Origin of the sequence: Streptomyces sp. NPDC088147, from assembly GCF_044741565.1 — a bacterium.
In the GTDB taxonomy this organism is placed as follows: domain Bacteria; phylum Actinomycetota; class Actinomycetes; order Streptomycetales; family Streptomycetaceae; genus Streptomyces.
Genome location: NZ_JBIUSY010000003.1, coordinates 777,851 through 803,315, shown reverse-complemented (window position 1 = coordinate 803,315; position 25,465 = coordinate 777,851). Strand labels below are relative to the sequence as shown.

24 protein-coding genes, 1 tRNA gene and 1 pseudogene are annotated in these 25,465 nt (G+C 69.0%); 17 read left to right on the top strand and 9 right to left on the bottom strand.

What is annotated here, in order from left to right; translation table 11 throughout:
• Window positions 1-1,134 (bottom strand): annotated as a pseudogene (locus tag ACIOGX_RS14480) (beta-ketoacyl-ACP synthase 3); the annotation flags it as partial.
• Window positions 1,135-1,280: 146 nt separating this feature from the next.
• Window positions 1,281-3,602, bottom strand: coding sequence for a family 2 encapsulin nanocompartment cargo protein terpene cyclase (locus ACIOGX_RS14475; RefSeq protein ID WP_401913074.1), 2,322 nt, complete (start codon window positions 3,600-3,602; stop codon window positions 1,281-1,283).
• Window positions 3,603-3,760: 158 nt separating this feature from the next.
• On the opposite strand from ACIOGX_RS14475, the gene ACIOGX_RS14470 reads away from it, so the two are divergent.
• Both ACIOGX_RS14470 and ACIOGX_RS14465 read left to right on the top strand, forming a co-directional pair.
• A complete protein-coding gene (locus ACIOGX_RS14470; RefSeq protein ID WP_356509157.1) occupies window positions 3,761-4,366 on the top strand; it encodes an HhH-GPD-type base excision DNA repair protein in 606 nt (201 codons plus the stop codon).
• A 175-nt stretch (window positions 4,367-4,541) separates the two neighbouring features.
• Window positions 4,542-6,083 carry a M28 family metallopeptidase gene (locus ACIOGX_RS14465; RefSeq protein WP_401913425.1) on the top strand — a complete coding sequence of 514 codons (1,542 nt, stop codon included), beginning with the start codon at window positions 4,542-4,544 and terminating at the stop codon, window positions 6,081-6,083.
• A 35-nt stretch (window positions 6,084-6,118) separates the two neighbouring features.
• Here the strand turns inward: ACIOGX_RS14465 and ACIOGX_RS14460 are convergent, their stop codons facing one another.
• The gene (locus ACIOGX_RS14460; protein ID WP_240045375.1) at window positions 6,119-6,259 is read right to left on the bottom strand and encodes a DUF397 domain-containing protein; all 141 of its coding nucleotides are present in this window, start codon (window positions 6,257-6,259) and stop codon (window positions 6,119-6,121) included.
• The gene (locus tag ACIOGX_RS14455; protein ID WP_165371797.1) at window positions 6,216-7,163 is read right to left on the bottom strand and encodes a helix-turn-helix transcriptional regulator; all 948 of its coding nucleotides are present in this window, start codon (window positions 7,161-7,163) and stop codon (window positions 6,216-6,218) included. The genes ACIOGX_RS14460 and ACIOGX_RS14455 overlap by 44 nt, the downstream gene beginning before the upstream one ends.
• A gap of 265 nt (window positions 7,164-7,428) precedes the next feature.
• On the opposite strand from ACIOGX_RS14455, the gene ACIOGX_RS14450 reads away from it, so the two are divergent.
• The 3 genes from ACIOGX_RS14450 (at window position 7,429) to ACIOGX_RS14440 (ending at window position 9,219) form a co-directional block, all read left to right on the top strand.
• Window positions 7,429-7,755, top strand: coding sequence for a hypothetical protein (locus ACIOGX_RS14450; protein WP_356509152.1), 327 nt, complete (start codon window positions 7,429-7,431; stop codon window positions 7,753-7,755).
• A gap of 318 nt (window positions 7,756-8,073) precedes the next feature.
• A complete protein-coding gene (locus tag ACIOGX_RS14445) occupies window positions 8,074-8,376 on the top strand; it encodes a type II toxin-antitoxin system VapB family antitoxin (RefSeq protein ID WP_023540426.1) in 303 nt (100 codons plus the stop codon).
• A gap of 228 nt (window positions 8,377-8,604) precedes the next feature.
• Window positions 8,605-9,219: a LytR C-terminal domain-containing protein gene (locus ACIOGX_RS14440; RefSeq protein WP_383970217.1), complete on the top strand. Its 615-nt coding sequence runs from the start codon at window positions 8,605-8,607 to the stop codon at window positions 9,217-9,219.
• A 73-nt stretch (window positions 9,220-9,292) separates the two neighbouring features.
• Here ACIOGX_RS14440 and upp read toward each other — a convergent pair whose 3' ends face one another.
• Entirely contained in the window at window positions 9,293-9,928 is a 636-nt protein-coding gene (gene upp, locus ACIOGX_RS14435; RefSeq protein WP_356509148.1) for a uracil phosphoribosyltransferase, read from the bottom strand.
• Between the two features lie 142 nt (window positions 9,929-10,070).
• On the opposite strand from upp, the gene ACIOGX_RS14430 reads away from it, so the two are divergent.
• The 4 genes from ACIOGX_RS14430 (at window position 10,071) to ACIOGX_RS14415 (ending at window position 11,799) form a co-directional block, all read left to right on the top strand.
• The gene (locus ACIOGX_RS14430) at window positions 10,071-10,358 is read left to right on the top strand and encodes a hypothetical protein (protein WP_401913068.1); all 288 of its coding nucleotides are present in this window, start codon (window positions 10,071-10,073) and stop codon (window positions 10,356-10,358) included.
• A gap of 224 nt (window positions 10,359-10,582) precedes the next feature.
• Complete coding sequence (locus ACIOGX_RS14425; protein ID WP_129767397.1) at window positions 10,583-11,119, top strand: hypothetical protein; 537 nt, start codon at window positions 10,583-10,585, stop codon at window positions 11,117-11,119.
• Between the two features lie 65 nt (window positions 11,120-11,184).
• Window positions 11,185-11,613 carry a tRNA adenosine(34) deaminase TadA gene (tadA, locus tag ACIOGX_RS14420; protein WP_356509428.1) on the top strand — a complete coding sequence of 143 codons (429 nt, stop codon included), beginning with the start codon at window positions 11,185-11,187 and terminating at the stop codon, window positions 11,611-11,613.
• A gap of 101 nt (window positions 11,614-11,714) precedes the next feature.
• Window positions 11,715-11,799, top strand: a tRNA-Ser gene (locus ACIOGX_RS14415).
• A 183-nt stretch (window positions 11,800-11,982) separates the two neighbouring features.
• Here the strand turns inward: ACIOGX_RS14415 and ACIOGX_RS14410 are convergent.
• The 3 genes from ACIOGX_RS14410 to ACIOGX_RS14400 all read right to left on the bottom strand — a co-directional run bounded on the left by ACIOGX_RS14410 (window position 11,983) and on the right by ACIOGX_RS14400 (window position 14,797).
• Complete coding sequence (locus ACIOGX_RS14410; RefSeq protein ID WP_401913065.1) at window positions 11,983-12,741, bottom strand: SDR family oxidoreductase; 759 nt, start codon at window positions 12,739-12,741, stop codon at window positions 11,983-11,985.
• Between the two features lie 117 nt (window positions 12,742-12,858).
• A complete protein-coding gene (locus ACIOGX_RS14405) occupies window positions 12,859-13,812 on the bottom strand; it encodes an SDR family NAD(P)-dependent oxidoreductase (RefSeq protein ID WP_401913062.1) in 954 nt (317 codons plus the stop codon).
• A 166-nt stretch (window positions 13,813-13,978) separates the two neighbouring features.
• Window positions 13,979-14,797, bottom strand: coding sequence for an SDR family NAD(P)-dependent oxidoreductase (locus ACIOGX_RS14400; RefSeq protein WP_356509142.1), 819 nt, complete (start codon window positions 14,795-14,797; stop codon window positions 13,979-13,981).
• 164 nt (window positions 14,798-14,961) lie between these two features.
• Between ACIOGX_RS14400 and ACIOGX_RS14395 the strand changes: the two genes are divergently transcribed.
• The 6 genes from ACIOGX_RS14395 to ACIOGX_RS14370 all read left to right on the top strand — a co-directional run bounded on the left by ACIOGX_RS14395 (window position 14,962) and on the right by ACIOGX_RS14370 (window position 21,539).
• Window positions 14,962-15,534 carry a helix-turn-helix domain-containing protein gene (locus ACIOGX_RS14395; RefSeq protein ID WP_356509140.1) on the top strand — a complete coding sequence of 191 codons (573 nt, stop codon included), beginning with the start codon at window positions 14,962-14,964 and terminating at the stop codon, window positions 15,532-15,534.
• A 352-nt stretch (window positions 15,535-15,886) separates the two neighbouring features.
• Window positions 15,887-18,619 (top strand): ADP-ribosyltransferase, encoded by a 2,733-nt coding sequence (locus tag ACIOGX_RS14390; RefSeq protein ID WP_401913058.1) that lies wholly within the window; start codon window positions 15,887-15,889, stop codon window positions 18,617-18,619.
• A 289-nt stretch (window positions 18,620-18,908) separates the two neighbouring features.
• Window positions 18,909-19,073 (top strand): hypothetical protein, encoded by a 165-nt coding sequence (locus tag ACIOGX_RS14385; protein WP_165371796.1) that lies wholly within the window; start codon window positions 18,909-18,911, stop codon window positions 19,071-19,073.
• Window positions 19,074-19,138: 65 nt separating this feature from the next.
• Window positions 19,139-19,432, top strand: coding sequence for a Dabb family protein (locus ACIOGX_RS14380; RefSeq protein WP_356509136.1), 294 nt, complete (start codon window positions 19,139-19,141; stop codon window positions 19,430-19,432).
• Between the two features lie 175 nt (window positions 19,433-19,607).
• Window positions 19,608-20,438 (top strand): RNA polymerase sigma factor SigF, encoded by an 831-nt coding sequence (locus tag ACIOGX_RS14375; RefSeq protein ID WP_129767390.1) that lies wholly within the window; start codon window positions 19,608-19,610, stop codon window positions 20,436-20,438.
• Window positions 20,439-20,672: 234 nt separating this feature from the next.
• On the top strand, window positions 20,673-21,539 hold the full coding sequence (locus tag ACIOGX_RS14370) for an RNA polymerase sigma factor SigF (RefSeq protein WP_030349953.1): 867 nt from the start codon (window positions 20,673-20,675) through the stop codon (window positions 21,537-21,539).
• Between the two features lie 177 nt (window positions 21,540-21,716).
• Here ACIOGX_RS14370 and ACIOGX_RS14365 read toward each other — a convergent pair whose 3' ends face one another.
• A complete protein-coding gene (locus ACIOGX_RS14365) occupies window positions 21,717-21,926 on the bottom strand; it encodes a hypothetical protein (RefSeq protein WP_129767389.1) in 210 nt (69 codons plus the stop codon).
• Between the two features lie 427 nt (window positions 21,927-22,353).
• Between ACIOGX_RS14365 and ACIOGX_RS14360 the strand changes: the two genes are divergently transcribed.
• Together ACIOGX_RS14360 and ACIOGX_RS14355 are read left to right on the top strand one after the other, a co-directional pair.
• Complete coding sequence (locus ACIOGX_RS14360; protein ID WP_356509133.1) at window positions 22,354-22,839, top strand: MarR family transcriptional regulator; 486 nt, start codon at window positions 22,354-22,356, stop codon at window positions 22,837-22,839.
• A gap of 13 nt (window positions 22,840-22,852) precedes the next feature.
• Complete coding sequence (locus ACIOGX_RS14355) at window positions 22,853-25,426, top strand: MFS transporter (protein WP_401913052.1); 2,574 nt, start codon at window positions 22,853-22,855, stop codon at window positions 25,424-25,426.
• Window positions 25,427-25,465: the final 39 nt, after the last annotated feature.

Genomic DNA, 25,465 nt, shown 5'->3' with positions numbered 1-25,465 from the left:
CGTGCTCTCCGTCGGCGCGGTCGTCACCGGCCAGCGCAGCGCGACCGTTCCCCAGGTGAGGCCGCCGCCGAAGGCGGTCAGCAGCATGCGGTCGCCCGCGCGGAAACGTCCCCGCGCGTCCGCGTCCGCCAGGGCGAGAGGGATGGAGGCCGCGCCCGTATTGCCCACCCGGTCGAGATGGGTGACACAGCGCTGGACGCCGATCCCCACCCGTTCGGCGACGGCCCGCAGGATCCGGGCGTTGGCCTGGTGCGGTACGAAATGGTCGACCTCGGCGGCGTCCCAGCCCACCGCGCGCAGCAGGGAGCGGCACGAACCGGTCATCCGCTCGACCGCGTGCTGATAGACCGCCCGCCCCCGCATCCGGAAGAACTCGTCGCCCTCGGCGGGCGGTTCGGCCACCGACCTCGACCGCGCTCCGCCGCCCGGCACGGTGATCAGGTCGTATCCCGTGCCGTCGCTGCCCAGATCGAAGGCGAGCAGCTCGCCCTGGTCCCCGGCCCTGCCCGCGCCGATCAGCGCCGCTCCGGCGCCGTCGCCGAAGACCACCCCCGAGGAGCGGTCCCGGGGATCCAGCCAGGTCGAGTACACATCGGCGCCCACCAGGAGCACCCGGTCGTAGAGGCCCGAGACGACGAGGCCGTGGCAGACGGCGAGGCCGTAGACGAAGCCGCTGCACACCGCGCCGATATCGAACGCGGGGACCGTGCCCAGCCCCAGCCGCGCCGCCAGCGCCGGCGCCGTGCCGGGACAGAGATGGTCAGGTGTCGCCGTCGCCAGCACCACGGCGTCCACCCCCCGGGCGCCGCCCGCCCGCGCCGACACCGAAGCAGCCGAAGGCGCCGAAGCCACACCGGCGCCCGCGCCCTCACCCGCGCCGCCGCCCGCGCCCGCGAACCCGCCCGCGCCCACGCCCACCAGGCCGGGCGCTTCCGCGACCAGCAGCCGCGCCGCCTCATACGCGATGTCCCCCGTGGACATGCCCGGGGCGGCCCGATGGCGGCCCGCGATGCCCGTGCGCGTACGGACCCAGGCGTCGTCCACCTCCCACTCCGTGGGCAACGCCCCATTGGGGACCGGCTCCCCCGGGACCCACCCGGCGACGGCCTCCAGTACCGCCGCCCGTGGCTCCACCCCCTCCCGGGGCTTCTCACGCCCCCTCGCGCGCGGGCCTCGCGCCTCTGTGCGCCCGTACAGTGCGTTTCCGCTCGCCACTCACGGCCCCCATCCGGTTAACGATCACATCGACCGGATGACAAACGGGCGCGCGCGTAGGCGAGTTACTGCGCCATTTGGGGCAAAGATCGCTCCGGTTCCCACCCAGGTAGGTGAATCCGTGCCGCGGAGGTGCCGAGTCCGCTCGGAACGGGGGGCAGCCAGCGGGGGACACCGGCCCGGTCTTCCAGCAGTTCGGCCTCCTTGTACCGCTTACAGCCGTGGTGCCAGTTGAGAATCCCGGACAGCCAGTTCTCCAGCTCCTTCACATAGCCGTCGAGCACCCGGCGGGCGTCCGCGTCGAGGCCGAAGTCGTCGTACAGCGTGGGAAGTTCGTTGGCGACGACATGCTGGAACTGGCTCATCCGCGAGTTCATCAGGTCGTCGATGATGGCGAGCCCGGTCGGGTAGTCGCAGTTGAAGAAGTTCTGCACGACCAGCACACCGTTGTGCACCTCGCCCTCGAACTCGATCTCCTTCTGGTACGAGAAGACGTCGTTCAGCAGCGTCGCGTAGTCCTGGGCCGCGTTCTCCATGGACCTCATCGGGCCCGACCGGTAGATCTCCGGCGGCACCACCCGGCCGTGGCTCAGCCGGGACAGACTCATCGTCATGTCCGAGCCGAAGGTCTGCCGGCGCATCTCGATGTAGTCGACGGGGTCGGGGATACGGTTCTGCGTCTGATTGGCCAGCTCCCACAGCCAGCTGTCGGTCATGTCCACGACGGACTTACGGAAGACGCGACGCGCGTCCAGGTCCATCGGGCCCGCCGTACGGACCCACAGATCGGCCAGCCCCCGTTCCAGCCCGGTCGCGGGCACCGGCGTCTCGAGACCCTCGACCGGCATGAACAGCGCGAGCCGGTCATTGCACGCCTTCGCGCCCGCCACATCGCGCGCGTTGCCGTAGACGACCGGGTAGTAGTCGTCGCCGTACGTCCCCCACGTCAGCCAGTCCGAGGTGAGATCGAGCCCCTCCGCCGTGGCGTCCGGATGGATGCCGGCCGCGCAGAGCGGCAGATCGATACGGCGCAGCCGCCGCTCGTCCCAGACATCAGAACCCGGGATCCCCGGCTGCGCCTCCAGGATCCCCATGCGGTGGGCCCACTCGACCGTGTGCTCCCGCGAGTGGTCCAGATGCGGGCTCATCGACAGCGCGAACGGCATCCGGAACTCCGGCAGCGCGGAGGGACCGACCCGCTGGAACGGGACATGGCTGTGGCTGCGCGCCCGCGCCGGCGCTCCCGCGCCGATCGTCTTCGCGATGTCCGCCGCGGCCGTACCGAGACCGACCGGCACCATCGAGAACGACGCGCCCGCCCCGCCCGGCGCACCCCCCGAGCCGCCGACGCCCTCGCCGCCCGTGCCGGAAACGGCCTCCGAACCGGCCTCCGAACCGGCGCCGTTCATATAACGGCTGGAGCGCATATGCCACTCATGGCCGCCCGACTGCCAGTCCTGGAGCCCCTTCACATAGGCGAGGGTGTCGGCGCACGACCGCGGATCGAGGCCCTTCGCGGCGAAGAGCGGCCCCAGTTCGGTCAGCGCGGTGTTCTCGAACTGCTGGACGCGCGAGGTGAGCAGATCGTTGACGGCGTCCGCCGCCTCCTGGGTCGTACAGCCGAGGAACGTCTCCAGGACGAGCACGCCGTTGCTCAGCTCACCCTCCTCCTCGATCTCCCGCTGGTACGAGAACAGGTCGTTGCGCAGATGGACAGCGTCCGAGAACGTCTCCTTCAGCACCCGCAGTGGACGTGAGTCGGCGATGACCGCGGGCACTTCGGCGCTCGCCGCGTATTCGATGAGCCCCGCGGACCAGGGCGCTCCGCCGACCTTGCGGCGCATCTCGATGTACTCGACCGGGTTCGCGACCCGGTGCGCGTTGATGTTCGCGAGCTCCCAGTCGGACTCGTTGAGGAGATTCTCGGTGGACTCCGCGAACCGCCGCCGCCAGTCCATGGACATGCCCGGGACCGTACGGGCCCAGAGGTCCGCCAGTCCCGCCTCGACCGGATTGGTCGGCTCCGGGAATCCGGCGGCGAGATCCATCGGCATGAAGGCGGCCAGCCGTTCGAGATACGCCTTGCCGCCCTCCCGGTCCTGGGGGCGCTTGTAGACCTCCAGGAAGTGGTCGTCGAAAAAGAACACCCACACATACCAGTCCGTGACCAGCGACAACGCCGGACCGTCGCAGTCCGGGTGCGTATACGAGCAGAGCAGGGCGTAGTCATGGGAATCGAGGTCGTGTTCCTCCCAGACGCCCGATCCCTCCAGCATTCCCCTGTCCCTGGCCCATTGCTTGGAGTGCGCCCTGGCCTCCTCCAGGTGCGGATTGAGTCGGGCCGGATAAGCCATATAGAAATCCGGCAATTCAAACGGCTGTGTCACGAGCGAGCGGCCTTTCCCGACAGTTCCGGTGGTTTTCCCTCGTGTCGTGATCTACCCCTCGCCCCACTCCCCCATCCGGACCACAAATTAGTCATATGAACACACAGCAAGCGCGTGGCGTACGCGCACGGCGCCGCGGCCCAGGTGATCATCGCTGAATGAGCACCACAATCCGGCTCGCACAACAGCCCGAGGCCGACGAACTGCTCGGCCGCAGCCCGCTGGCCGCGCTCGTCGGCATGCTGCTTGACCAACAGGTCCCGATGGAGTGGGCGTTCTCCGGCCCGTACACCATCGCCGTACGCATGGGCCACGACGACCTCGACGCACGTGAGATCGCCGCGTACGACCCCGAGGCGTTCGTCGCACTGCTCACGGACAAGCCCGCCGTGCACCGCTATCCGGGGTCGATGGCCAGACGCGTCCAGCAGCTCTGCCAGTACCTCGTCGAGCACTACGACGGCGATCCCACCGCGATCTGGCGTGACATCGCCACCGGCGCGGAGGTCCGGGACCGGCTCAACGCGCTGCCCGGCTTCGGCACGCAGAAGTCCCAGATCTTCCTGGCGCTGCTGGGCAAGCAGTACGGGGTGCAGCCCAAGGGCTGGCGCGAGGCCGCGGGCGCGTACGGGGACGTGGGGTCGTACCGTTCCGCGGCGGACATCACCGGACCCGAATCGCTGGCCAAGGTACGGGCGTTCAAGCAGGAGGCGAAGCGCGCGGCGAAGGCGGCGAAGCCGGCGCGAGCGCCCGGGACCGACTGACCGGCGGCCGGTCCGCGCACCGGAAATCCAGGCCCGATACGCGAGTGATCCCCCGCTACGCACCGTGAGCTGCGGCACAGCTGTTCCCAGGCGGCGCGGCGCTGGCTAGCTTTCCCTCACATTCGTTCGCACCGGAAGGATCCCAGCCCCTGTGAACGCAACTTCCCGCAGGCTCCTGGCAGTCGCGGCAACCGCCGCGCTCTCCGCGCCTCTTCTGCTGTCCGCCTCGCCCGCCTCCGCACGCTCCCACGACCCGGCCAAGGACGCCGCCAAGGACGCGGCGAAGCTCTCCCGGAAGCTGGTGCGCGAGGCATCGGCCGGCGACGCGTACCGGCATCTGGAGAAGTTCCAGGCCATCGCGGACTCCGCCAACGGCAACAGGGCGGCGGGCACGCTCGGCCATGACGCCTCCGCCGCGTATGTGTACAGCCAGCTGAAGAAGGCCGGTTACCAGGTCTCGTACGACACGTTCGACATCACCTATATCGAGACGCTCGCCGAGAAGCTCACGGTCACCGCGCCGACGCCGCGCGACGTCGCGATCGTGGCCATGTCGTACACGACGTCCACCAAGGAGGGCGGCATCGCGGCCGACCTCGCCCCCGTCCCGGTCGACGCGACCACCGGCTGCGAGCCCACCGACTACGCCGCCGGCGCCTTCACCGGCAAGATCGCGCTGATCCAGCGCGGCGGCTGCGACTTCGCGGCGAAGCAGAAGGAGGCGGCGGCGGCCGGCGCGGTCGCCGCGATCATCTACAACAACACCGAGGGCGCGCTCAGCGGAACGCTCGGCGGCCCGGACGCCGGGAAGATCCCCACGGGCGGCATCACGCAGACCGAGGGCCAGGCACTCGCCGCCGAGGCCGCCAAGGGCCCGGTGAAGGTCTCCCTGGACATCCGCCAGCTCCAGGAGGAGCGCACCACCCGCAATGTGGTCGCCGAGACGAAGGGTGGCAGGGCGGACAGGACCGTGATGCTCGGCGCCCACCTGGACTCCGTCACCGAGGGCCCCGGCATCAACGACAACGGCTCCGGTTCCGCCGGGCTGTTGGAGGTCGCCCTCAAGCTCGCCAAGACGCACGACAAGCCGACGAACAAGGTGCGTTTCGCCTGGTGGTCGGCGGAGGAACTGGGCCTGCTCGGCGCCGAGGCGTACGTCAACGGCCTCACCGCCGCCCAGCGCGAGAACATCGCCCTCTACCTCAACTTCGACATGATCGCCTCGCCGAACTTCGCCCAGTTCGTCTACGACGGCGACGACTCGGACGGCGAAGGCTCGGGCGCCGGCCCCGAGGGCTCCGCCCAACTGGAGAAGGGCATCACCGACTTCCTCGACAGCAGGAACGTTCCGCACGAGGGCACGGACTTCGACGGCCGCTCCGACTACGGTCCCTTCATCGACGCGGGCATCCCCTCCGGCGGCACCTTCACCGGCGCCGAGGGCATCAAGTCCGAGGACCAGGCCGCGAAGTACGGCGGCGAGGCCGGTATCGCGTACGACCGGTGCTATCACTCGGCCTGCGACGACCTCTCGAACGTCAACATGAAGGCGTTCGGCATTAACATCGGTGTGATCGCCGACGCCGTGGGCACCTACGCCCACGATCTGAGCTCGGTGACCAAGCCGGCCGCGACGGCCGAAGCGGCGCGGATCCCGCTCAAGGGCGCCAGGGCCGAGACGGTTTCGCATGCGCGCGGCCACACGCCCACCGCATAAGGGACGCCCCGACGGCACAGCGCACCCCATCGCGTTCAGGCGGTGGGGTGCGCGGCGGTTCTGGCACCGGAAACGAAAGTGGAGAAAACAGCTCTGCTGAACACAAGGACCGGGCCTTCGGTATTCTTGCTGTCACGTACGGGGATAATGCCCGGGATACCGGTGCCTATTTCCACGCAGTTTCCGCTGTTGTCGCCGCTGTAACTGCTCTTTACCCACGTTGTCGCTCTGAAATCGCGATTCATCATGGTGGCCGTACCCTTCCATCGCGTCAGTGAGCAACGCGGCAGACTCGGAGGCGGACAGCGCATCCGCCCTCAGAACAGCATAGGTCTGTGCATGACGGCCGGTAACTGCCGGATCGTCGCTGAAGTGCCCGCGGTCGAGCGATTCCGAGTACACCCAGACATGGCCATCCGAGAGGGTGATCAGAGACATGGACGTATTGGGACGCCAAATACCCGGGACACCCGCCGGGGCGACTTGAACACGGATGTTCGGCTGCTTTCCCACGCGCAGCAGATGTGCGCACTGATCCCGCATGACGGCCGCGCTTCCGACGGTGTTCCGGATGCAGCTCTCATCCAGGACCATGAGCAGAAGCGGCCCCTCGGGGGAGAGAAATCTGTGTTGTCTGCTGAGCCGCGCGCGTACACGCCTCTCCAGCTCATCTCCACTGGCCCGGCGCGAGAGCAACGCGCGGGCGTAGTCCTCGGTCTGCAGCAGGCCCGGCATCATCTGGGTCTGGTACTCGCGGAGCGCCGTCGCCTCGGCGTCCATGGCGGCACGGCGCTTGAACCAGTCCGGATGGTCCACTTCCGGATACCAGTCGATCTTGTGCCAGAGCTTCTGGAGGATGCCGCCGGTACGCAGCACGATGTCGCACGTCTCAGCGAATTTCTCGTCAGGAACACGTGTTCCGGCTTCCACACGGGCAACGTAGGAGCGATCGCAGGGGACTTCGCCAGCCAGTGCTATTTGCGTAACACCTATGGACTCGCGGCAGTGCTTGAGAACTTCGCCGAACACATCGGCCGTGCTGGCGCCTTTCTCCCCGCCCCCTGCGTTGCGTCGGCCCATGGCCGCTCCCCTCATGTCATGTGACAGATCTCGACTGGAACGCGTGCGACGTTGTGCACCCGCCCCGCGCAACGCAACCCTTGTCCTGTGCAACGTAGTTGCATCGCCCTGAGGACGACAATGCGCAAGGAATCGAACTCAATGACACACCGTCCCCCTGAATTGGAGGCCGTGGTCCTCGGCACGACCATGCTCCGGCGGCGCGGGACGGAACGACTATCCGCCCAGGAGGGCATCAGAACGCGGCGCACAGAAAGGTGACCCGATGCCCAGGGCGACCTTGACCACCGTGCTGCTCTCAAAGACGGACTGCTGGTACTGCGAATCCTGCTGGATAAACAGCGTGGAGGCGGCACGCACCACCCAGGACGGCTGTATGGACTTGCTGTGTCTCAGCTGCGCCGAGGCCAATTTCCCGAGGCGCGTGGATATCTTTCCGCCGTTCGGAATCTTCGGGCTCTCGAACCGGAAGACCAGAATCAGCAACGGAAAGCACGCGAAACCGGGCGGCCCCAAATTACCCCCCGATCCCGGACCGCATCCGCCGCCGAACCCGCGCCCGCAGTCCCCGCCGGGGACCCCGCCCGTCTGACGGGCCCGACGGGCGGGCGGGCCGGGGTGAGCCGAGGTGAGCCGGGGTGAGCCGCTGTCGCGCACCCCGCCGGACTCCTTTCGAGCGAATCAGCGGCACGGTCCGGCGGCCGACGGCCGCACCCCCTGGGCCCCATCCTGCGGCGTCTCCGCGTCGTCCTCGGGGCGCTCCCGGGGCGTTCCCGGGGCGTTCCTGGGCGTACGAGCACCGGACGGATCGGTTCCACTCACGCTTCACTCCCCCTTTGCCACCGAATGCGACTTTTGCACTCGGGCGCCATGGCTGCGCCCGGAGCCGCTCGCCCGGTAGGCTTTCCGTGTGATCTTCAAGCGCATCGGTAACGGGCGGCCGTATCCCGACCACGGCCGGGAAAGCACCCGGCAGTGGGCGGATGTCGCGCCGCGCCCGGTCCGCCTCGATCAGCTCGTGACCACGAAGGGTCAACTGGACCTGGAGACGCTGCTCGCCGAGGACTCGACCTTCTACGGGGACCTTTTCGCCCACGTCGTGAAGTGGCAGGGCGATCTCTACCTGGAGGACGGGCTGCACCGCGCCGTCCGCGCCGCGCTCCAGCAGCGCCAGGTGCTGCACGCGCGCGTGCTGGAACTCGATCTGGGCTGATCCGGCCCGTACGGCAGGCCCATCCCGTACGGCGGGCGTGCGCCCAGTTCAGAGGCAGGGCCTGCGGCGGAGTCCGCGACGAGGACGGCCCTTCGGGTGCCGAGCCGTCGTGCACTGAGCCCTTCGGGGTCTTTCGTCACCCGGATCGAGCAACCCATTGATCATTTAGTAGGAAACACCAGCAGCGCGCACTACGCTGCGGCCATGAGCATGCTGACTCCCCCCGGCATGGGCGGAAAGTATCGCATTACGGGCACGAAGTACCCGCGCATGCGCCGCCCCCGTCATCGTCGCAGGATCGTGCTCGCGGCCGTCGCCTCCGTCGCTGCCCTCGGCCTGGCCGGCTGGGGAACGCTGCAGCTCATCGATGTCTTCACGGGAGGCGGCACGAAGAGCGCCGCCGCCGCCCGGAAGTCCGGCTGCAAGCACTCGTCCGAGCCCGTCAAGGCGCTCCCCAAGCCCGGCCAGATCACGGTCAACGTCTACAACGCGACCCCGCGAGGCGGACTCGCCATGACCACCGCCGACGAGCTGAAGAAACGCGGCTTCGTCATCGGCAAGGTCGGCAACGCCCCCGCCGCGTACGACAAGAAGGTCCCGGGCACCGGGATACTGGTCGGCGCGTCGAGGCCCGAGGACGGTTTCTTCACCGTTCTCGGCGCCCAGCTGAAGGGGGCCACGTCGAAGACCGACAGCCGGAAGACACCGGATGTCGATCTGATCCTCGGCACGGCCTTCAAGGAGCTGAACGTACAGGAGGAGGCCGACCAGGCCCTGGCCACCGCGTCGAGCACCGCGCCGGATCCCGCCTGCGGGGATCTGGGGGCGGCCCCGAAGCACTGACCGCGCCTTCCGACGGGGCCCGGTTCGCCTGCCGCGCGAACCGGGCCCCTGCCATGTCCTGCTCGGCGGATGCCTACTCGGCCGTCCCGTACATACGGTCGCCCGCGTCGCCGAGGCCCGGGACGATGTAGCCGTTCTCGTTGAGGCGCTCATCGACCGCCGCCGTCACGACCGTCACCGGCGTGCCCGCGAGCTCGCGCTCCATCACCTCGACGCCCTCGGGCGCCGCGAGCAGCACCACCGCGGTCACATCGTCCGCGCCGCGCTTGATCAGCTCACGGATCGCCGCGACCAGCGTCCCGCCGGTCGCCAGCATGGGGTCGAGCACATACACCTGACGTCCCGAGAGGTCCTCGGGCATACGGTTCGCGTACGTGGACGCCTGAAGGGTCTCCTCGTCGCGGATCATCCCGAGGAAGCCCACCTCCGCCGTCGGCAGCAGCCGCACCATGCCGTCCAGCATGCCGAGGCCGGCCCGGAGGATCGGGACCACCAGCGGACGCGGATACGAGAGCTTCACGCCCGTCGTGCCCGTCACCGGTGTCCGGATGTCGACCTGTTCTGTCCGTACGTCCCGGGTGGCCTCGTACGCGAGCAGGGTGACCAGCTCGTCGGCGAGGCGCCGGAAAGTCGGGGAGTCGGTGCGCCGATCGCGCAGCGTGGTGAGTTTGTGCGCCACCAGCGGGTGGTCGACGACATGAATCCGCATGGCGACCACAGTAACCGGGGGCCAAGGCTGTACGCGCTGCCACCGCTCAGCTGGCATCAACCCCGGTCAGCGAGGGAAGGTGTCAGAGGGCGCCGGTACGACCGCGGAGCCGAGTACGCAGCCTGAGGTGGTGACGCAATCCATGCCGGACGAGGATCGGGAAGGCCGGGACGAGCGCGCCGCCCGGAGCGCGGCCGACGCGCCCGCGGAGGCGGAGACCCGGGAAGCGGCTCGGGCGGGGAGCCGGGACGAGACCCGGTCGGAGCCCCCGGCCGACGCTCAGGAGAACGAGGCGGAGCGCCGCCGACGGCGCGCGCAGTTCCTGCGGGAGCTGAACGAGGCCAAGGCCCTGCGCGAGCGCGTGAAACCCCGGCAGGCCCGCGCGGCGCGGATGCGCCAGCAGATGCGGATGCGTACGTTCCGGTGGTGACCGGCCGGTAGCCGCGCCCGGCGCGCGACGTACCCCGCCTTCGTCCCGCATGCTCATGGAAGGCATCCGGCGCCCGGGGCCGAACAGGGGCCTAATAAAATGGCCCGACGACGCAACGGTGGAAGACCTCTCGCGAAGCGTTCGTTTCTGCCACGATTCCGAGTGGGCGGGGCAGATCAGCGCACCGCCGGATCGTCACACCTCTGACCAGTGGGAGAGTCACGGTGTACTTCGCCGCACTGCTCGCGCGCACCGAAGACGGGTGGGAAGCGAGCGACACAGAGCTCGACGATGTGGAGACCTTGTCGGACCTGACCGACTTGGCCCGCGAAGCCTCGGTGGACGAGGACACGGTGCTCGTGTTTATCGAGCAGGAGGATGCCTGGTTCGGCATCCTCCGCGTGGAGGGCGAGGAAGATCCTCGCATCTACGTCTCCGACGCGGCCGCGGCCGCACGCTCCTCTTATGGGGAGATCCTCATTGATGAACTGCTCGGCAGGGACGACGACGACCCGGCCGACGACTTGGACACGCTGGACCTCGACGGTACGGAGGACGGCGAACCGGACGAGAACGACGAGGAGGAAGTGGACATCCCCGTGAAGAACGGGGAGACCGTGCCCGCGGGAGCCGTCGGCGACCGCGAGATTCTCACCGACCTGGGCCTGTCCGAGGCCGATCTGCTGGCGCTGGATTCCGACGCGATGGCCGAGATCGCGGAGGCTCTGGGCGCCGCCGAGGTGCTGGAGACCGTCCGCTGAGGCAGGCCCACGTGATCCGGCACGACCCCGTGCCCGACCCGGTGCGCGCACCGTGGCGGGCGGCCATGCGCCTCGCCCTGGACGAGGCGGCACGGGCCGCCCTGTCCGGTGATGTGCCGGTCGGCGCCGTCGTGCTGTCCCCGGACGGCACGGTGCTCGCCGCGGGCCACAACGAACGCGAGGCCACGGGCGACCCGACGGCGCATGCGGAGATCCTGGCGATCCGCAGAGCCGCCGGGAAGCTCGGAGCCTGGCGGCTCACGGACTGCACGCTGGTGGTGACCCTGGAACCGTGCACGATGTGCGCGGGCGCGATCGTCCAGTCCCGGCTGGACCGCGTGGTGTTCGGCGCGCTCGACGAGAAGGCGGGGGCGGCCGGCTCGCTCTGGGATGTCGTACGGGACCGGCGGCTCAACCACCGGCCCGAGGTGATCCACGGCGTTCTCGCGGAGGACTGCTCCGCGCTGCTGACGTCGTTCTTCCGGGATCGCTGACCGGTCGTCGGGCAGCCGCCGACCAGCGGTCCGGCGGCGGTCGGGCAGCCCCGGGGATACCGATTTCGGAGCACGGCCCACCTTGGGCTAAGCTCTCTCTCGGTAGCGTGTCCGAGCGGCCGAAGGAGCTCGCCTCGAAAGCGAGTGTGGGGAAACTCACCGAGGGTTCAAATCCCTCCGCTACCGCTCTTACACCCTCCTGACCTGCGGAAACGCGGTCAGGAGGGTGTTTTGCGTGGGGCATGCCGACATAGCCGTGTGGACAGTCACCGGCACGCGGCCCCGCAGGGACACAACTGGCCTGCCGGTACGGCCGTTGAGGATGGAACTACCGAGGGATCCGCCGCCCGCGGTCCCGGCGCGGCGCGGTCATTGCAGTGCGCCGCCGGCCACGACCAGGCCCTGCCCACTGACCCAGCCGGCCAGGTCCGAGGCCAGGTACTCGGCCGCGTCGGCGACGTCGTCCACGGTCCCCATCCGTCGGCCGATGCGTCCGGGCCTGCCGGTGACGAACTGGCGGATCGGGTGATCCGGGTCGGCCGCGGTGAAGACGCCCGCGCCCTCGATCGCCGTCGGCATGATGGTGTTGACGGTGACGCCCCGTTCCGCGAGCTCCTGCGCCAGCACCCGCACGGCGTAATGCGGCGCCACCTTGCTCGAGCCGTACAGCGCCTCACCCGCGAACGGAAGGGCCGCCGTGCTCGAACTGATGTAGATGATCCTGCCGTTGTCGACGACGTGACGGGCCGCTGCCTGAAGGGTGAAGAACGTGCCCTTCGTGTTGATGGCGAACTGCCGGTCGAACTGATCCTCGGTGATCTCGATGAAGGGAACGCCGATCAGTTCGATGCCCGCGTTCGCGACGGCGATGTCGATCTGCCCGAATTGGTCGAGGGCCTGGGTGAAGAGCCGCTCGATGTCGGACACGTTGGACATGTCGGCCTGAAGGGAGAGCGCCTTGACGCCCAGCTGCTCGATCTCCGCGACCGTGGCGTCCGCTGCCTCCCGGTTGGCGGCGTAGTTGACGACGATGTTGGCACCGCGGGTCGCGTAACGCAGCGCGATCGCTTTGCCGAGACCTCGCGCAGAGCCGGTGATCAGGGCTGTCCTGCCGGTCAGATCGGTCATTTCTCACTCGTTTCAGCTCGGTTCGGACGGTGGGGCGTTGTTCGTGCCGGGAGTGCTTGTAGGCGGAGTGCTCGTGGCGGGAGTGCTCGTGGCGGAGTCCTCGTCCCGGGGATCGCGTTAGATCAAGGACACGGACGCGGCCCAGAGACGCGCGGCGTTGTCACGGTCGAGGGCGTACGGGGCGACACCCGCGATGGCCCCGGCGCGCTCGGTGACGGGTTTGGCCTCGGCGCAGTCCTCGTAGTAGCGGCCGGTGACGCCGGCCACGGCCGGGGAAGCGGCCATCAGGACGGAGGTCGCGGCGCCCTGCTGCACGGTCTTGCCCGGCGGCAGAGCGAGTTCGCCTGCGGCCAGCATCCCGGCCACCGCCTCCATGTCGGTGTTGCGGGCCAGACCGGTGTCGCCGACGTTGCCCGGCATCACGGCGTTGACGGTGATCCCGTCGTCGGCCCAGCGTTCGGCGGCGGCTACGGCGAAGTGGACGACAGCCGTCTTGGACTGCCCGTAGGAGGTCCACGGGTCGTAGGGGCGATAGCGGAAGTCGAGGTCGTCGAAGGCGACCGGGGAGAAGAGGTGCCCGATGGAGCTGACCGCGACGACCCGGGCGCCGTCCGCCGCCGCGAGCGCCGGGTGGAGGCCGGTGGTGAGGGCGAAGTGGCCCAGGTGGTTGACACCGAACTGCCATTCCCGGCCGTCGGCCGTGCGGGCGATCCGGGGCGGCGACATCACTCCGGCGTTGTTGACGAGGATGTCCAGAGGACCGTCCCAGGCCGCCACGAACGCGGCCACCGTCGACCGGTCGGACAGATCGAGCCGGCCGACCGACAACGTGCCCGAGCCGGACGGAAGTTCCGCCTCCAGGCGGGCCGCCACCCGCGCGCCCGCGTCGGTGTTCCGGACGGCCAGGGTGACATCGGCGCCCGCGGCGGCGAGTGCGCGGACGGTCTCCACTCCGATCCCGGAGCTGGCTCCGGTGACCACGGCGCGGCGGCCGTGCAGGTCGACGCCGTCGATCACTTCGGCGGCGGTTGTGGCCGCACTGAACGAATGGGGAGTCTGAGGTACGGACATGAGCGATGTCTCCTGATGTGTGAGGTGCCGAGGGCCACGTCGTAGGGGGCACCGTCGGACGAGTTCGACGCTCGGTGAGGGTGGGCCGCCGGGCCCAGGGGTGGAACCGCCGGACCCGGGACGGTGGCGGGAAAGGTTCCCGCGCCGTCGGGCTGTGACGGGTTGGTCAGCCCTGCGCGATCCGGGAGACGTGCTGCCAGTCGGCCCAGGTCTTGAGTCGCTCGGCGTAGAGCGGCTCGACGATCTCGATGGGCTCGGTCCCGAACAGCACACGCAGGGGCGGGTTCTCCGCGTCGACGATCCGCAACAGGGCGGCGCCCGCGTTGGCCGGTTCGCTGTGGCGGGCCTCGCCCATGCGGGCCGCCATGGCCTCGCGGACCGCGTCGTAGGCGGGGTTCGACTCGGCCTGCGCGGCCGAGGAACCGGCCCAGTCGGTGCTGAAGCCGCCCGGCTCGACGATGGTGACCTTGATCCCCGCGCCGGCGACCTCCTGGGAGAGGGAGTCGCTGAAGCCCTCCAGCGCCCACTTGGATGCCTGGTACGCGCCCAGCGACGGGAAGGCGGCGACGCCTCCGACGGACGAGACCTGGACGATGTGGCCGCTGCCCTGTGCGCGCAGGATCGGCAGCACGGCCTGGGTCACCCAGAATGCGCCGAAGAAGTTCGTCTCCATCTGGTCGCGCACCTGCTGCTCGGTGACCTCTTCGACCATGCCGAACAGCCCGTAACCGGCGTTGTTGACCACGACATCGAGGCGGCCGAACTTCTCGTGCGCCGCGGCCACCGTGGCGGCGACGGCCGCCGTGTCGGTGACGTCGAGCGCCAGTGGCAGGACCGCGTCGTCGCCGTACTTGGTGACCAGATCCGCGAGCGTCGCCGCGTTCCTCGCGGTCGCGACGACCTTGTCCCCGCGCTCCAGCGCGGACTCGGCGAAGGCGCGGCCGATGCCGCGGGACGTACCGGTGATGAACCAGACCTTGCTCATTGCTTCTCCTTGAGGGATGACCTCCCGGGGCTGTCCCCGGCGTCGGCTTCACTGTAGACGACAAACTTAGACTCGTCCAAAGATGGCTCGATCCAGAAATGCATCCGTCCAGAAATGTATCCGTCCAGAAATCGCACGTAGTATGGACGCATGGGAGGAACCACATGAACCTGCGCGAGCGCAAAAAACTGGCGACCTGGCGTGCCATCCAGACCGCCGCGCTGCGGCTCTTCGACGAGCAGGGCTACGAGGCCACGACGGTCGAGCAGATCGCGGAGGCGGCGAACGTCTCGCGCGCCACCTTCTTCAACTACTTCGCCGGCAAGGACGCCGCGGTCCTGGACCAGGATCCTGAGGAGCGGCTCAACTGGCAGGCGCTGATGGATGAGCGTCCTGCGGACGAACCGCTCTGGGACTCGCTCACCGCGATCCTGACAGGGTTCTGCGAGAGTCTGCGCGACCGCATGCCGCTACAGCGCCGTCTCAAGGCGCAATCACCCGCCTTCGCGCAGTCGGCTCAGCGCTTCGGCGAGCAGTTCTTCAAAGATCTGAGGCGCTGGGTGGAGTCCCGCATCACGGGCGCCGACGAGTTGACTCCCATCCTCCAGCTGAACCTCGCGGTATCCGCCACGATCACCGCCTACGAGACCTGGCCCGCGGACGAGTCCTTCAACAGGTTTCTGCGGCGCCTGGAACGCTGCCTACGGCAGGCCGGCCCCGGCACGCCCGTCGAGTGACCGGCGGGGGAAGGTGATCGAGCCGGTCAGTCCTCGAAGGAACGGTGGTCCCCGCGCGTGCGGGGGTGCCCTGGACGCCCACCCCACTCGCCGGGGAGGGGACAGCACTCTCCGGAGAGGGGACGGCGACTGACGCGCGACGTCGGCGCGGGCTCGGGCGCGGGCGCGGGCGCGGGCCCTCGGGTGGGTCCGTGGGCCCTGGGAATGGGCCCTGCGCGTACGTACTGTGCCGCCATGCGGCGCGGCTGGATGCCTGAGCCGGACATCGCGAGCAGTTCGCTGGAAGGGTTCCCCCGTGTCGGACTCACAGGGCTTGACGTTCCGGACCGGCATACCCACGCACCGTTGGGAATTGCCGAGATCACTCGCCGTGACCCGGGTGCTGCTGTATCTGATGTTCGCTCTCACGCTGCTGGGCGGCTTCGGCGTGGTGAACTCGCTGCTGGAACTGGGCAGCCACATCACGCCGATGCTCACCCTGCTGGCGCTGTACGCGGTGGTGCCGGGGATCGCCGCTGTGATTCTGGCGCGGCGTCTGTGGACGGGTGGGAAAGTCGTCTGGGTCGCGTTGATCGCTCTCCAGGGCTGGCTGCTGGTGGGCAGCATCGTCAATCTGTACGCGGGCTCGGCGCGTGGGCTCAGCCAGCTTCTGCTGCCGGGTGCGCTGCTGGCGCTGGTCAGTGCGGGTGCCAGCCGGGCGTGGTTCGAACTGCCTTCGGAGCAGCGGGCTGTGAGGCCGCGGTGGACGCTGGAGCGGTTGCGCCGGGAGGGGATCCCGTCGGTTCCGCACGTGATCGGGTGGCGTCGGGATCGTGGGCAGTCGGCGGCCGAGTACGCGGGCATGGTCGGTCTGGTCGCCCTGATCATCGGTGCGCTTGTTCTCGGTGGCGTGGGCACCCAGATCGCGAACGGTCTTCAGACGGCGGTCTGCACCATCCTCGGCGGCGACTGCGACAGCGACACGGTCGCGGGCGGCGGCGGCGAGTCGGGCGGCGGCGGCAACGGCGGCGGTGACTCCGGTGGTGGGGACAACGGCGGGAGTGACTCCGGTGGTGGGGACAACGGCGGTGGTGACTCAGGCGGCGGATCGGACGGGGGAGGTTCGGACGGCGGCGGAGGATCGGACAGCGGAGGCTCCGATGGCGGTGGGTCCGACGGCGGCTCCGACAGCGGAGGCTCCGACGGGGGCGGCTCAGATGGCGGCGGGTCGGATGGCGGCGGGTCGGATGGTGGTTCCGACAGCGGCGGATCGGACGGCGGAGGGTCCGACGGCGGCGGCTCCGACGGGGGCGGCTCCGACGGGGGCAGTTCGAACGGCGGTTCCGACAGCGGCGGGTCGGACGGGGGGTCCGACAGTGGCGGCTCCGACGGCGGCGGCTCAGATGGCGGCGGGTCCGACAGCGGAGGCTCGGACGGCGGAAGCTCGGATGGGGGGTCCGATAGTGGCGGCTCCGACGGTGGTTCCGACAGCGGTGGGTCCGACGGCGGAGGTTCGGACGGCGGTGGCTCCGACGGGGGGTCCGATAGTGGCGGCTCCGACGGGGGCGGCTCGGACGGCGGCGGGTCCAGCGGCGGTACCAACTGCAATCCCGTCATGGCCCCCTGGGGCATCATGCAGAACTGCACGGACTCGGACACCGGCGGCTCGGACAGCGGTGGATCCGACGGCGGTGGATCCGACGGCGGTGGGTCCGACAGCGGTGGGTCCGACGGCGGCAGTTCGGACGGTGGGTCCGACAGCGGTGGGTCCGACGGCGGCAGTTCGAACGGCGGTTCCGACGGCGGAGGTTCGGACGGTGGGTCCGACAGCGGTGGGTCCGACGGGGGCGGTTCGAACGGCGGTTCCGATGGCGGAGGTTCGGACGGCGGTGGATCCGACGGGGGCGGCTCCGACGGGGGTTCGGACAGTGGTGGGTCCAGCGGCGGTACCAACTGCAACCCCGTCATGGCCCCCTGGGGCATCATGCAGAACTGCACGGAATCCAACACCGGCGGCTCGGACGGCGGTGGAGGCGCCAGTGGCGGCTCGGGCGGAAGCAGCGGCGGCAAGAACGACGACAACAAGGATGACGACAACAAAGACGACGACCAGGACGAGGACAACGAGGACAAGAAGAATGACTGCCTGAACGGTTCCAAGGTCGCCTTCTCCGGCCCGGTGAGCACCGGCGCAGTCGGCGATGGGCGCTACACGCTTGCCTCGGCCGCGGTTCGTACGCGTGTGGGAACCGGGGGTGTTCTCGTCGGCGGCGTCTCGCTCGCAGCCGATCCCGGAAGCGCGTCGGCGATGGACCTGGTGCAGTCGGTGTCCGGGTCCTCTCTCGCTGGTGTCGATACGTACCAGGACGCGGAGGACAGGGTCGTCACCGCTCTCGGACTCACTGATGAGCCGAGGCCGGAGCCCGAGCCGGACCCGGAGCCCGAACCCGAGCCGGAGCCCGGCCCGGATGGGGAGAGTTGCTCCGAGCGCCCGGACCCGATGACCGCGCTGGACGACGTCCCGAAGTACGGCTCCACCGACAGGAAGGACTGGGCGCGGAAGGTCGAGGAGATCGCTCGCCAGAACCCGCTGACCAAGGACTTCACCGCCGAGGACGCGCTCATCGTCGCCGACTACACCGGCTCCTGGGCCGAGGACGCGAACAAGTACCTGCGCGGTCAGCCGATCCCCGGCAGCCGTTCGAATTCGGTCCCGAAGTTCATCGAGCGCATGGACCGGGCTCTGGACCATCTGCCGCCGGTCGACGGGACGTTCTACCGGGGCACGTTCATGCCGGACGAGTTGCTGGAGAAGTTCGCCAACGGTGAAGAGGTCGAGATGCCCGAGTACCTCAGCACGTCCAGCGACCCGGCAAAGGCCGACCGCGCCGCCGAGAACTCGAAGAGCAACGGCCGGAAGGGCGAGAAGGTCGTGCTCGAGGTCACCACGGACAACGGCCGCAACATCGACCCCCTCTCCCGCTACCAGGGCAAAGAGTCGGAGGTCCTCATCCCGCGCGGCGGCAAGTTCGTGAAGACGGGCGAGAAGACGAAAATCATCGGTGGCAAGGAGTACAAGGTCATCGAGGTGAAGCAGGTCGGCTGAGCCATGCGTACGGTCCGGGGCGGTGACCGGTCGCCACCCCGGTTCAGCCGCCCGTCCGAACGTCGCCACCGCACATTCACACCGATCTTCCAACGGTCCCGCCGGGCCCGTTACGCTCGCCAACCAGAACTCCTGATCGATTTGTGCCACGCACGCGATGATGGCGACCGCAGAGGCGGGCGCGGTACCCGGGACCGGTGTGGTGAGTGAGAACGGCTTCCGGGCACAGGCGTTCATACGGTTAGACTCACGCGCGACCGCACTGGGAAGACAGGGGAGGAAGTGGCGGATGGGGCAAGCGAGAAAGATCGTGCTGTACGCGGTCGCCGTCTTCGTGCTGTACACGATCATCACGTCGCCTGCCAGGGCCGCCGATCTTGTCCAGGTAGGGTTCGAGGGCATTTCGAGCGCTGCCCAGGGTGTCGGTGAGTTCATGTCCGAGCTCATCAACTGACCGGCACCCGGTCACGGGCCGGCGCGCGCCCACCGTCTCTTCCCCGCGTCCTCCAAGGAGTGCCCGTGATCCGCCACCTGGTCCTCTTCAAGCTCAATGAGGGTGTCTCGCGCGACGAGCCGCGCGTCATCGCGGGGGTGAAGGCCTTCAAGGAGCTCGACGGGCAGGTCCCCGAGCTGGAGGTCTGGGAGTGCGCCTGGAACATCAGCGACCGCCCGATCGCCTATGACTTCGCCATCAACGCGGCGGTCGCCGACCACGCCGCGCTCCAGCGCTATCTGGACCACCCCGCGCACCAGGCGGGCGTCGCACAGTGGCGTGAATTCGCCACCTGGGTGATCGCCGACTACGAGTTCTGAGCCGTCCGCCTCCTCGCCCCACACCCATTCGGTGTGGGGCTTTTGGGTTTATTGCTCCATCTTGCCGTCAACACGGTTTTTTCAGGTGCTTGCACACAGTGGACATGTCTTGTGATGCTATGACCGCTTTTGACGGATGAGTTGACGTAGTCGACCGCAAAGGGGTGGCGTCACCGTGCCGGCCAGTACTACGCCTCAACTGCTGCCCCAGATCGAGACCGAGCCCCGCCCCACGGCACAGAGCCGCGGCGCGGACACCAGGGCACTGACCCAGGTCCTCTTCGCCGAGCTGAAGGGGCTGGAACCCGGCAGCGAGGAACACACCCGGGTGCGTGGAGCGCTCATCGAGGCGAATCTGCCGCTGGTGCGCTATGCGGCGGCCCGGTTCCGCAGCCGTAACGAGCCCATGGAGGATGTCGTCCAGGTCGGCACGATCGGCCTGATCAACGCCATCGACCGGTTCGACCCGGACCGCGGGGTGCAGTTCCCCACCTTCGCGATGCCGACCGTCGTCGGCGAGATCAAACGCTACTTTCGGGACAATGTACGGACGGTCCATGTCCCGCGTCGGCTGCACGAGCTGTGGGTACAGGTCACCGGCGCGACCGAGGACCTGACGACGGCCCACGGACGCTCCCCCACCACCGCCGAGATCGCCGAGCGGCTGAAGATCTCCGAGGACGAGGTACTGGCCTGCATCGAGGCCGGGCGTTCGTACCACGCGACCTCACTGGAGGCCGCCCAGGAGGGCGACGGACTGCCGGGCCTGCTGGACAGGCTCGGCTACGAGGACCCGGCGCTGGCCGGGGTCGAGCACCGCGATCTGGTGCGACATCTGCTCGTACAGCTGCCCGAGAGGGAACAGCGGATCCTGATGCTGCGCTATTACAACAACCTGACGCAGTCGCAGATCAGTCAGGAATTGGGGGTTTCCCAGATGCACGTGTCAAGGCTTCTGGCCAGAAGCTTTGCCCGACTGCGATCCGCAAATCGGATCGAGGCGTAACTCTCAGGGGTAGACCCACTTCGACTCCCCTTCGCGGTCCGAAAAGCCCCACACCCCCTCTTTCCAGGGCGGATTCAGCACTTACTTGTCGACATGTCACTACAGCGTGTTGCCGACATGTGACATTCTGCTGGAACCGCGTTTGCCGCAGTCCCGGCTCCGGTATTCAGGTGGAGGCTGCGTTCCACCGACGGGAGCGGCCGACGCGACCGTCCGCGACCTCAAGGGGGTGGCATGTCCGTAGAACAGGGCAGCTCGAAGGTGCTCACGCTCACAAAGAGCGCTCCCGCGCCCGATGCTCTCGACCACGTGGTCCAGCCGCGCGTGTCCCAGCCGGAAGCCATCGACACCCGCACTCTGTCCCGCTCCCTGTTCCTGCGGCTCGCCGTGCTCGATCAGGACAGCCCGGAGCGCACCTACGTACGTGACACCCTCATCGAGCTGAATCTGCCGCTGGTGCGTTACGCGGCGGCCCGGTTCCGCAGCCGTAACGAGCCGATGGAGGACATCGTCCAGGTCGGCACGATCGGCCTGATCAAGGCGATCGACCGGTTCGACTGCGAACGCGGTGTGGAGTTCCCGACGTTCGCGATGCCGACCGTCGTCGGCGAGATCAAACGGTTCTTCCGGGACACCTCGTGGTCGGTGCGGGTGCCGCGCCGGCTCCAGGAGCTGCGGCTCGCGCTGACGAAGGCCAGCGACGAGCTGGCGCAGAAGCTCGACCGTTCGCCGACCGTCCCCGAACTCGCCGCCGTACTGGGCGTGTCGGAGGAGGACGTGGTCGACGGCCTCGCGGTCGGCAACGCGTACACCGCTTCCTCGCTGGACTCGCCCTCCCCGGAGGACGACGGCGGGGAGGGCTCGCTCGCGGACCGGCTCGGCTACGAGGACATGGCGCTCGAGGGCGTCGAGTACCGCGAGTCGCTCAAGCCGCTCCTCGCGAAACTGCCGCCTCGCGAGCGGCAGATCATCATGCTCCGGTTCTTCGCGAACATGACCCAGTCGCAGATCGGCGAAGAGGTGGGCATCTCCCAGATGCATGTCTCGCGGCTGCTGACCCGTACGCTCGCGCAGCTGCGGGAAGGGCTGATCTCGGACTGAGGCCCGCGGACCCCGCCCCTCGCCCGTTCTCGGGCGATGTCGCGGGCGGGGTTCGGAGACGACCAGGATCCGGGAACGACTCAGGATCCGGGAACGACCCAGGATCCGGAGACGACCCGGGATTCGGAGACGATCCGGGAGTTCGGAGGCGACCCGGGATTCGGGGACGAGGAAGCGTCAGGCGAAGGCCAGCCAGGCCACCACGGCCAGGACCACGACGGCCGCGACAACGCCGACGATCACTCCGACCTTCGGCCCGCTCTGCTGCGGAGGCGCCTGCCGGCGCTGCGGCTCGCCGTCGTCGACGAACGCACGGAACATCTGGGTGCTGCCCGCGGGATCGGGATTGCCCTCGGGGCCCTGCGGGGCATGGGGGTTGTGTGCCATACGGCAGGACCCTAGCGAACGCGCGGATCCCGTCCAACGCCGGGCCCGCCGCTGACTGATATGGCGCCGCCGGTCCGATGCCCCATCCGCTGTTTGTCGACCCGATACGCCCCTCTTGCTCCTCTGATCCTCTGATCCTCTGCTCCTCTTGATCGGACCGGACCGGCATGTACCGGACCGGCCCGGCCCGCTCCCTCGTCCGACCGGCCGCAATCGCCACCCCTCGTCCGGCAGCCGAGCGTCCACTCGCCTGACCATCGAGCGCTCCCTTGCCAGATCAGACAGCCCCCGCGCCGGTCATTGACCTCGGCCATGCGAAGCCTTTTGGGTTCCTTTACTCCACTCGGCCCGATTTCGTTTGCCTGTAGCAACCAACAGCTTCTATGGTTCCATGGTTGCCCCAAGCAACAAGATGCCGGGAGGGCCCATGGCCGCAGCACAGAGTCAGTACGCGGAGCTGGCCCGACAGATCAGTGCCATCGGCGCCGTCAAACGGGGGCTGGCGCGCATCCTGCCCGCCGAGTGCCCGGCCGGCACCGCCGCCGTACTGACCCTGCTCGACCGGCACGGCGAGATGCGGATGAGCCGCCTCGCCGAGTTGCTCGCCGTCGACATGTCGGTGACCAGCAGACATGTCGCCCATGCCGCCGAGCGCGGCTGGATCGAGCGGTCCCCCGACCCCGCGGACAAGCGCTCCCGCATCCTGCGGCTCACCCCGGCGGGCCAAGAGCTGATCGACGAGCTGGCCCGGCGGACGACAGAGATGTTCGCGCGGACGCTCGACGACTGGACCGACGACGAGGTCGGGCAACTGGTCACGATGCTGGAGCGGCTGCGCAGCAGCTTCGGCGACTGCCGGGACTGGCGCTACCAAGATTCGTACACCCGTACACCCATGCGGCACGAGACGTAAGACAAGGAATTCAATGGCTACGACCACACCAGCGGGTGTGCGGGGCGGCCACGCCAAGCACGGAGGCGGCGCCCCCGCCTCCGCGAGCGGCGCGCCGATGACACACCGTCAGATCATGGAGGCGCTCTCCGGGCTGCTTCTGGGCATGTTCGTCGCGATCCTGTCGTCGACGATCGTCTCCAACGCCCTGCCGGAGATCATCTCCGACCTGGGCGGCGGACAGAGCGCCTACACCTGGGTGGTGACCGCGTCGCTGCTGGCGATGACGGCGACCACCCCGCTGTGGGGCAAGCTCTCCGACCTCTTCAGCAAGAAGCTCCTGGTTCAGATAGCCCTGATCATCTATGTCTCGGGCTCGATCGTGGCCGGCCTCTCGCAGAACGCCGCGATGCTGATCGTCTGCCGGGTGTTCCAGGGCATCGGCGTCGGCGGTCTCTCCGCCCTCGCCCAGATCGTCATGGCCGCGATGATCGCCCCGCGCGAGCGTGGCCGGTACAGCGGCTACCTCGGCGCGACCTTCGCCGTCGCCACCGTCGGCGGCCCGCTGCTCGGCGGCGTCATCACGGACACCTCGTGGCTGGGCTGGCGCTGGTGCTTCTACGTCGGCGTCCCGTTCGCCGTCATCGCGCTGATCGTCCTCCAGAAGACCCTGAAGCTCCCGGTCGTCAAGCGCGAAGGGGTCAAGGTCGACTGGTTCGGCGCGTTCTTCATCAGCGCGGCCGTCTCGCTGCTGCTGGTCTGGGTCACCTTCGCGGGCAACAAGTACGACTGGATCTCGTGGCAGACGTACGCGATGGTCGGCGGATCGGTTCTGCTGGGCGCCATCTTCATCCTCGTCGAGTCGAAGGCGCGCGAGCCGATCATCCCGCTGCGGCTCTTCCGTAACCGCACGATCACGCTGGCCTCGCTGGCCTCGCTCTTCGTCGGTATCGCGATGTTCGCCGGCACGGTCTTCTTCAGCCAGTACTTCCAGCTGGCCCGCGACAAGTCGCCGACGATGTCCGGTGTCATGACCATCCCGATGATCGGTGGTCTGTTCATCTCCTCCACCGTCTCCGGCATGATCATCACCAAGACGGGACGCTGGAAGATCTGGCTGGTCAGCGGTGGTGTGCTGGTGACGGCCGGGCTCGGGCTGCTGGGCACCCTGCGGTACGACACCCCGTACTGGCACATGGCGATCTACATGGCGCTGATGGGTCTCGGCGTCGGCATGATGATGCAGAACCTGGTCCTGTGCACACAGAACCAGGTCTCCCCCGAGGACCTCGGCGCCGCCAGCTCCACCGTCACCTTCTTCCGCTCGCTGGGCGGTGCGGTCGGCGTCTCGGCGCTGGGCGCGGTGCTGGGCAACCGGGTCACGCACTACGTCAAGGAGGGGCTGGCCGACCTCGGCCCGCAGGGCGCGGCCCTGGGCCACGGCGGTACCGGTGGCGGCGGCATCCCGAACCTGGACACGCTGCCCGCCCCGATGCGGCAGGTCATGGAGGTGGCGTACGGCCACGGCGTCGGCGATGTCTTCCTCTACTCGGCACCGGCCGCGCTGATCGCGCTGCTGCTGACGCTGTTCATCAAGGAGGTCGCGCTGAAGACGCGGGCCGGCGGTGAGACGGCGGAGGTCACGGCTCCCGCCGCGACGACCGGGCCTGCCGCGACGGCCGCGACCACCGCCGAGATACCCGCGATACCCGAGGTGGCGGCGGTACCCGCGGCGAGGGGATCCGGAATGGCGGGGTCCGGAATGGCAGCGGCTTCTGGAGGGACCATGACAGCTGGATCGGCCGAATCGGCCGGCGCGTCGTTCGCGGCGGCACCCGCGCCGGGCACCGCCGTACAGGGTGTGGTGCTCGGTTCCGAGGGCACGCCGGTGCCCCGCGCCGCCGTCACCCTGATATCCCTGGCCGGGCGGCAGCTGGCCCGCTCGGTCGCCCAGTCCGACGGCGGCTATGTCCTGGACGCGCCGGGCGCCGGCTCGTACGTACTGATCGCCTCCGCCGACGGCTTCCAGCCGCAGGCGTCCACGGTGGTCGTCGGGGACGGACCGCTCTCGTACGACATCCTGCTCTCCGGTACGAGCGGCCTCACCGGGGTGGTGCGCGCCGCGGACGGCGGGTACCCGATCGAGGGCGCGATGGTGATCGTGACCGATGTGCGCGGCGATGTGCTGGCCACCGGGAAGTCGTCCGAGCAGGGCGAGTTCGGCTTCGGTGAGCTGGTCCCCGGTTATGTGACCGTCGCCGTGAACGCCACCGGCTACCGCCCGCTGGCCCTGCCGGTGGAGATAGGTGGCCAGGGCGTCACCCGTGTCGAGGCGGTCCTCCTCTCCGGCGCCCTGGTGCAGGGCACGGTCAGGGCGGGCGCGGCCCGCCGCCCGGCGCACGACGCCCGGGTGACGCTGGTCGACGCGGCCGGAAACGTGGTCGCGACGGCGACGACCGGCGAGGACGGGGTGTACGCCTTCGCCGACCTGGACTCCGGCGAGTACACGGTCATCGCGACCGGCTACCCGCCGGTGGCGGGCTCGCTGACGGTCACCGGCCGCGGGGTCGACGACCACGACATCGAACTCGCCCACCCCGGCGAGTAGTCGAAACCCCCCGGACCGCGCGGCGCTTGTAGCGGGCGG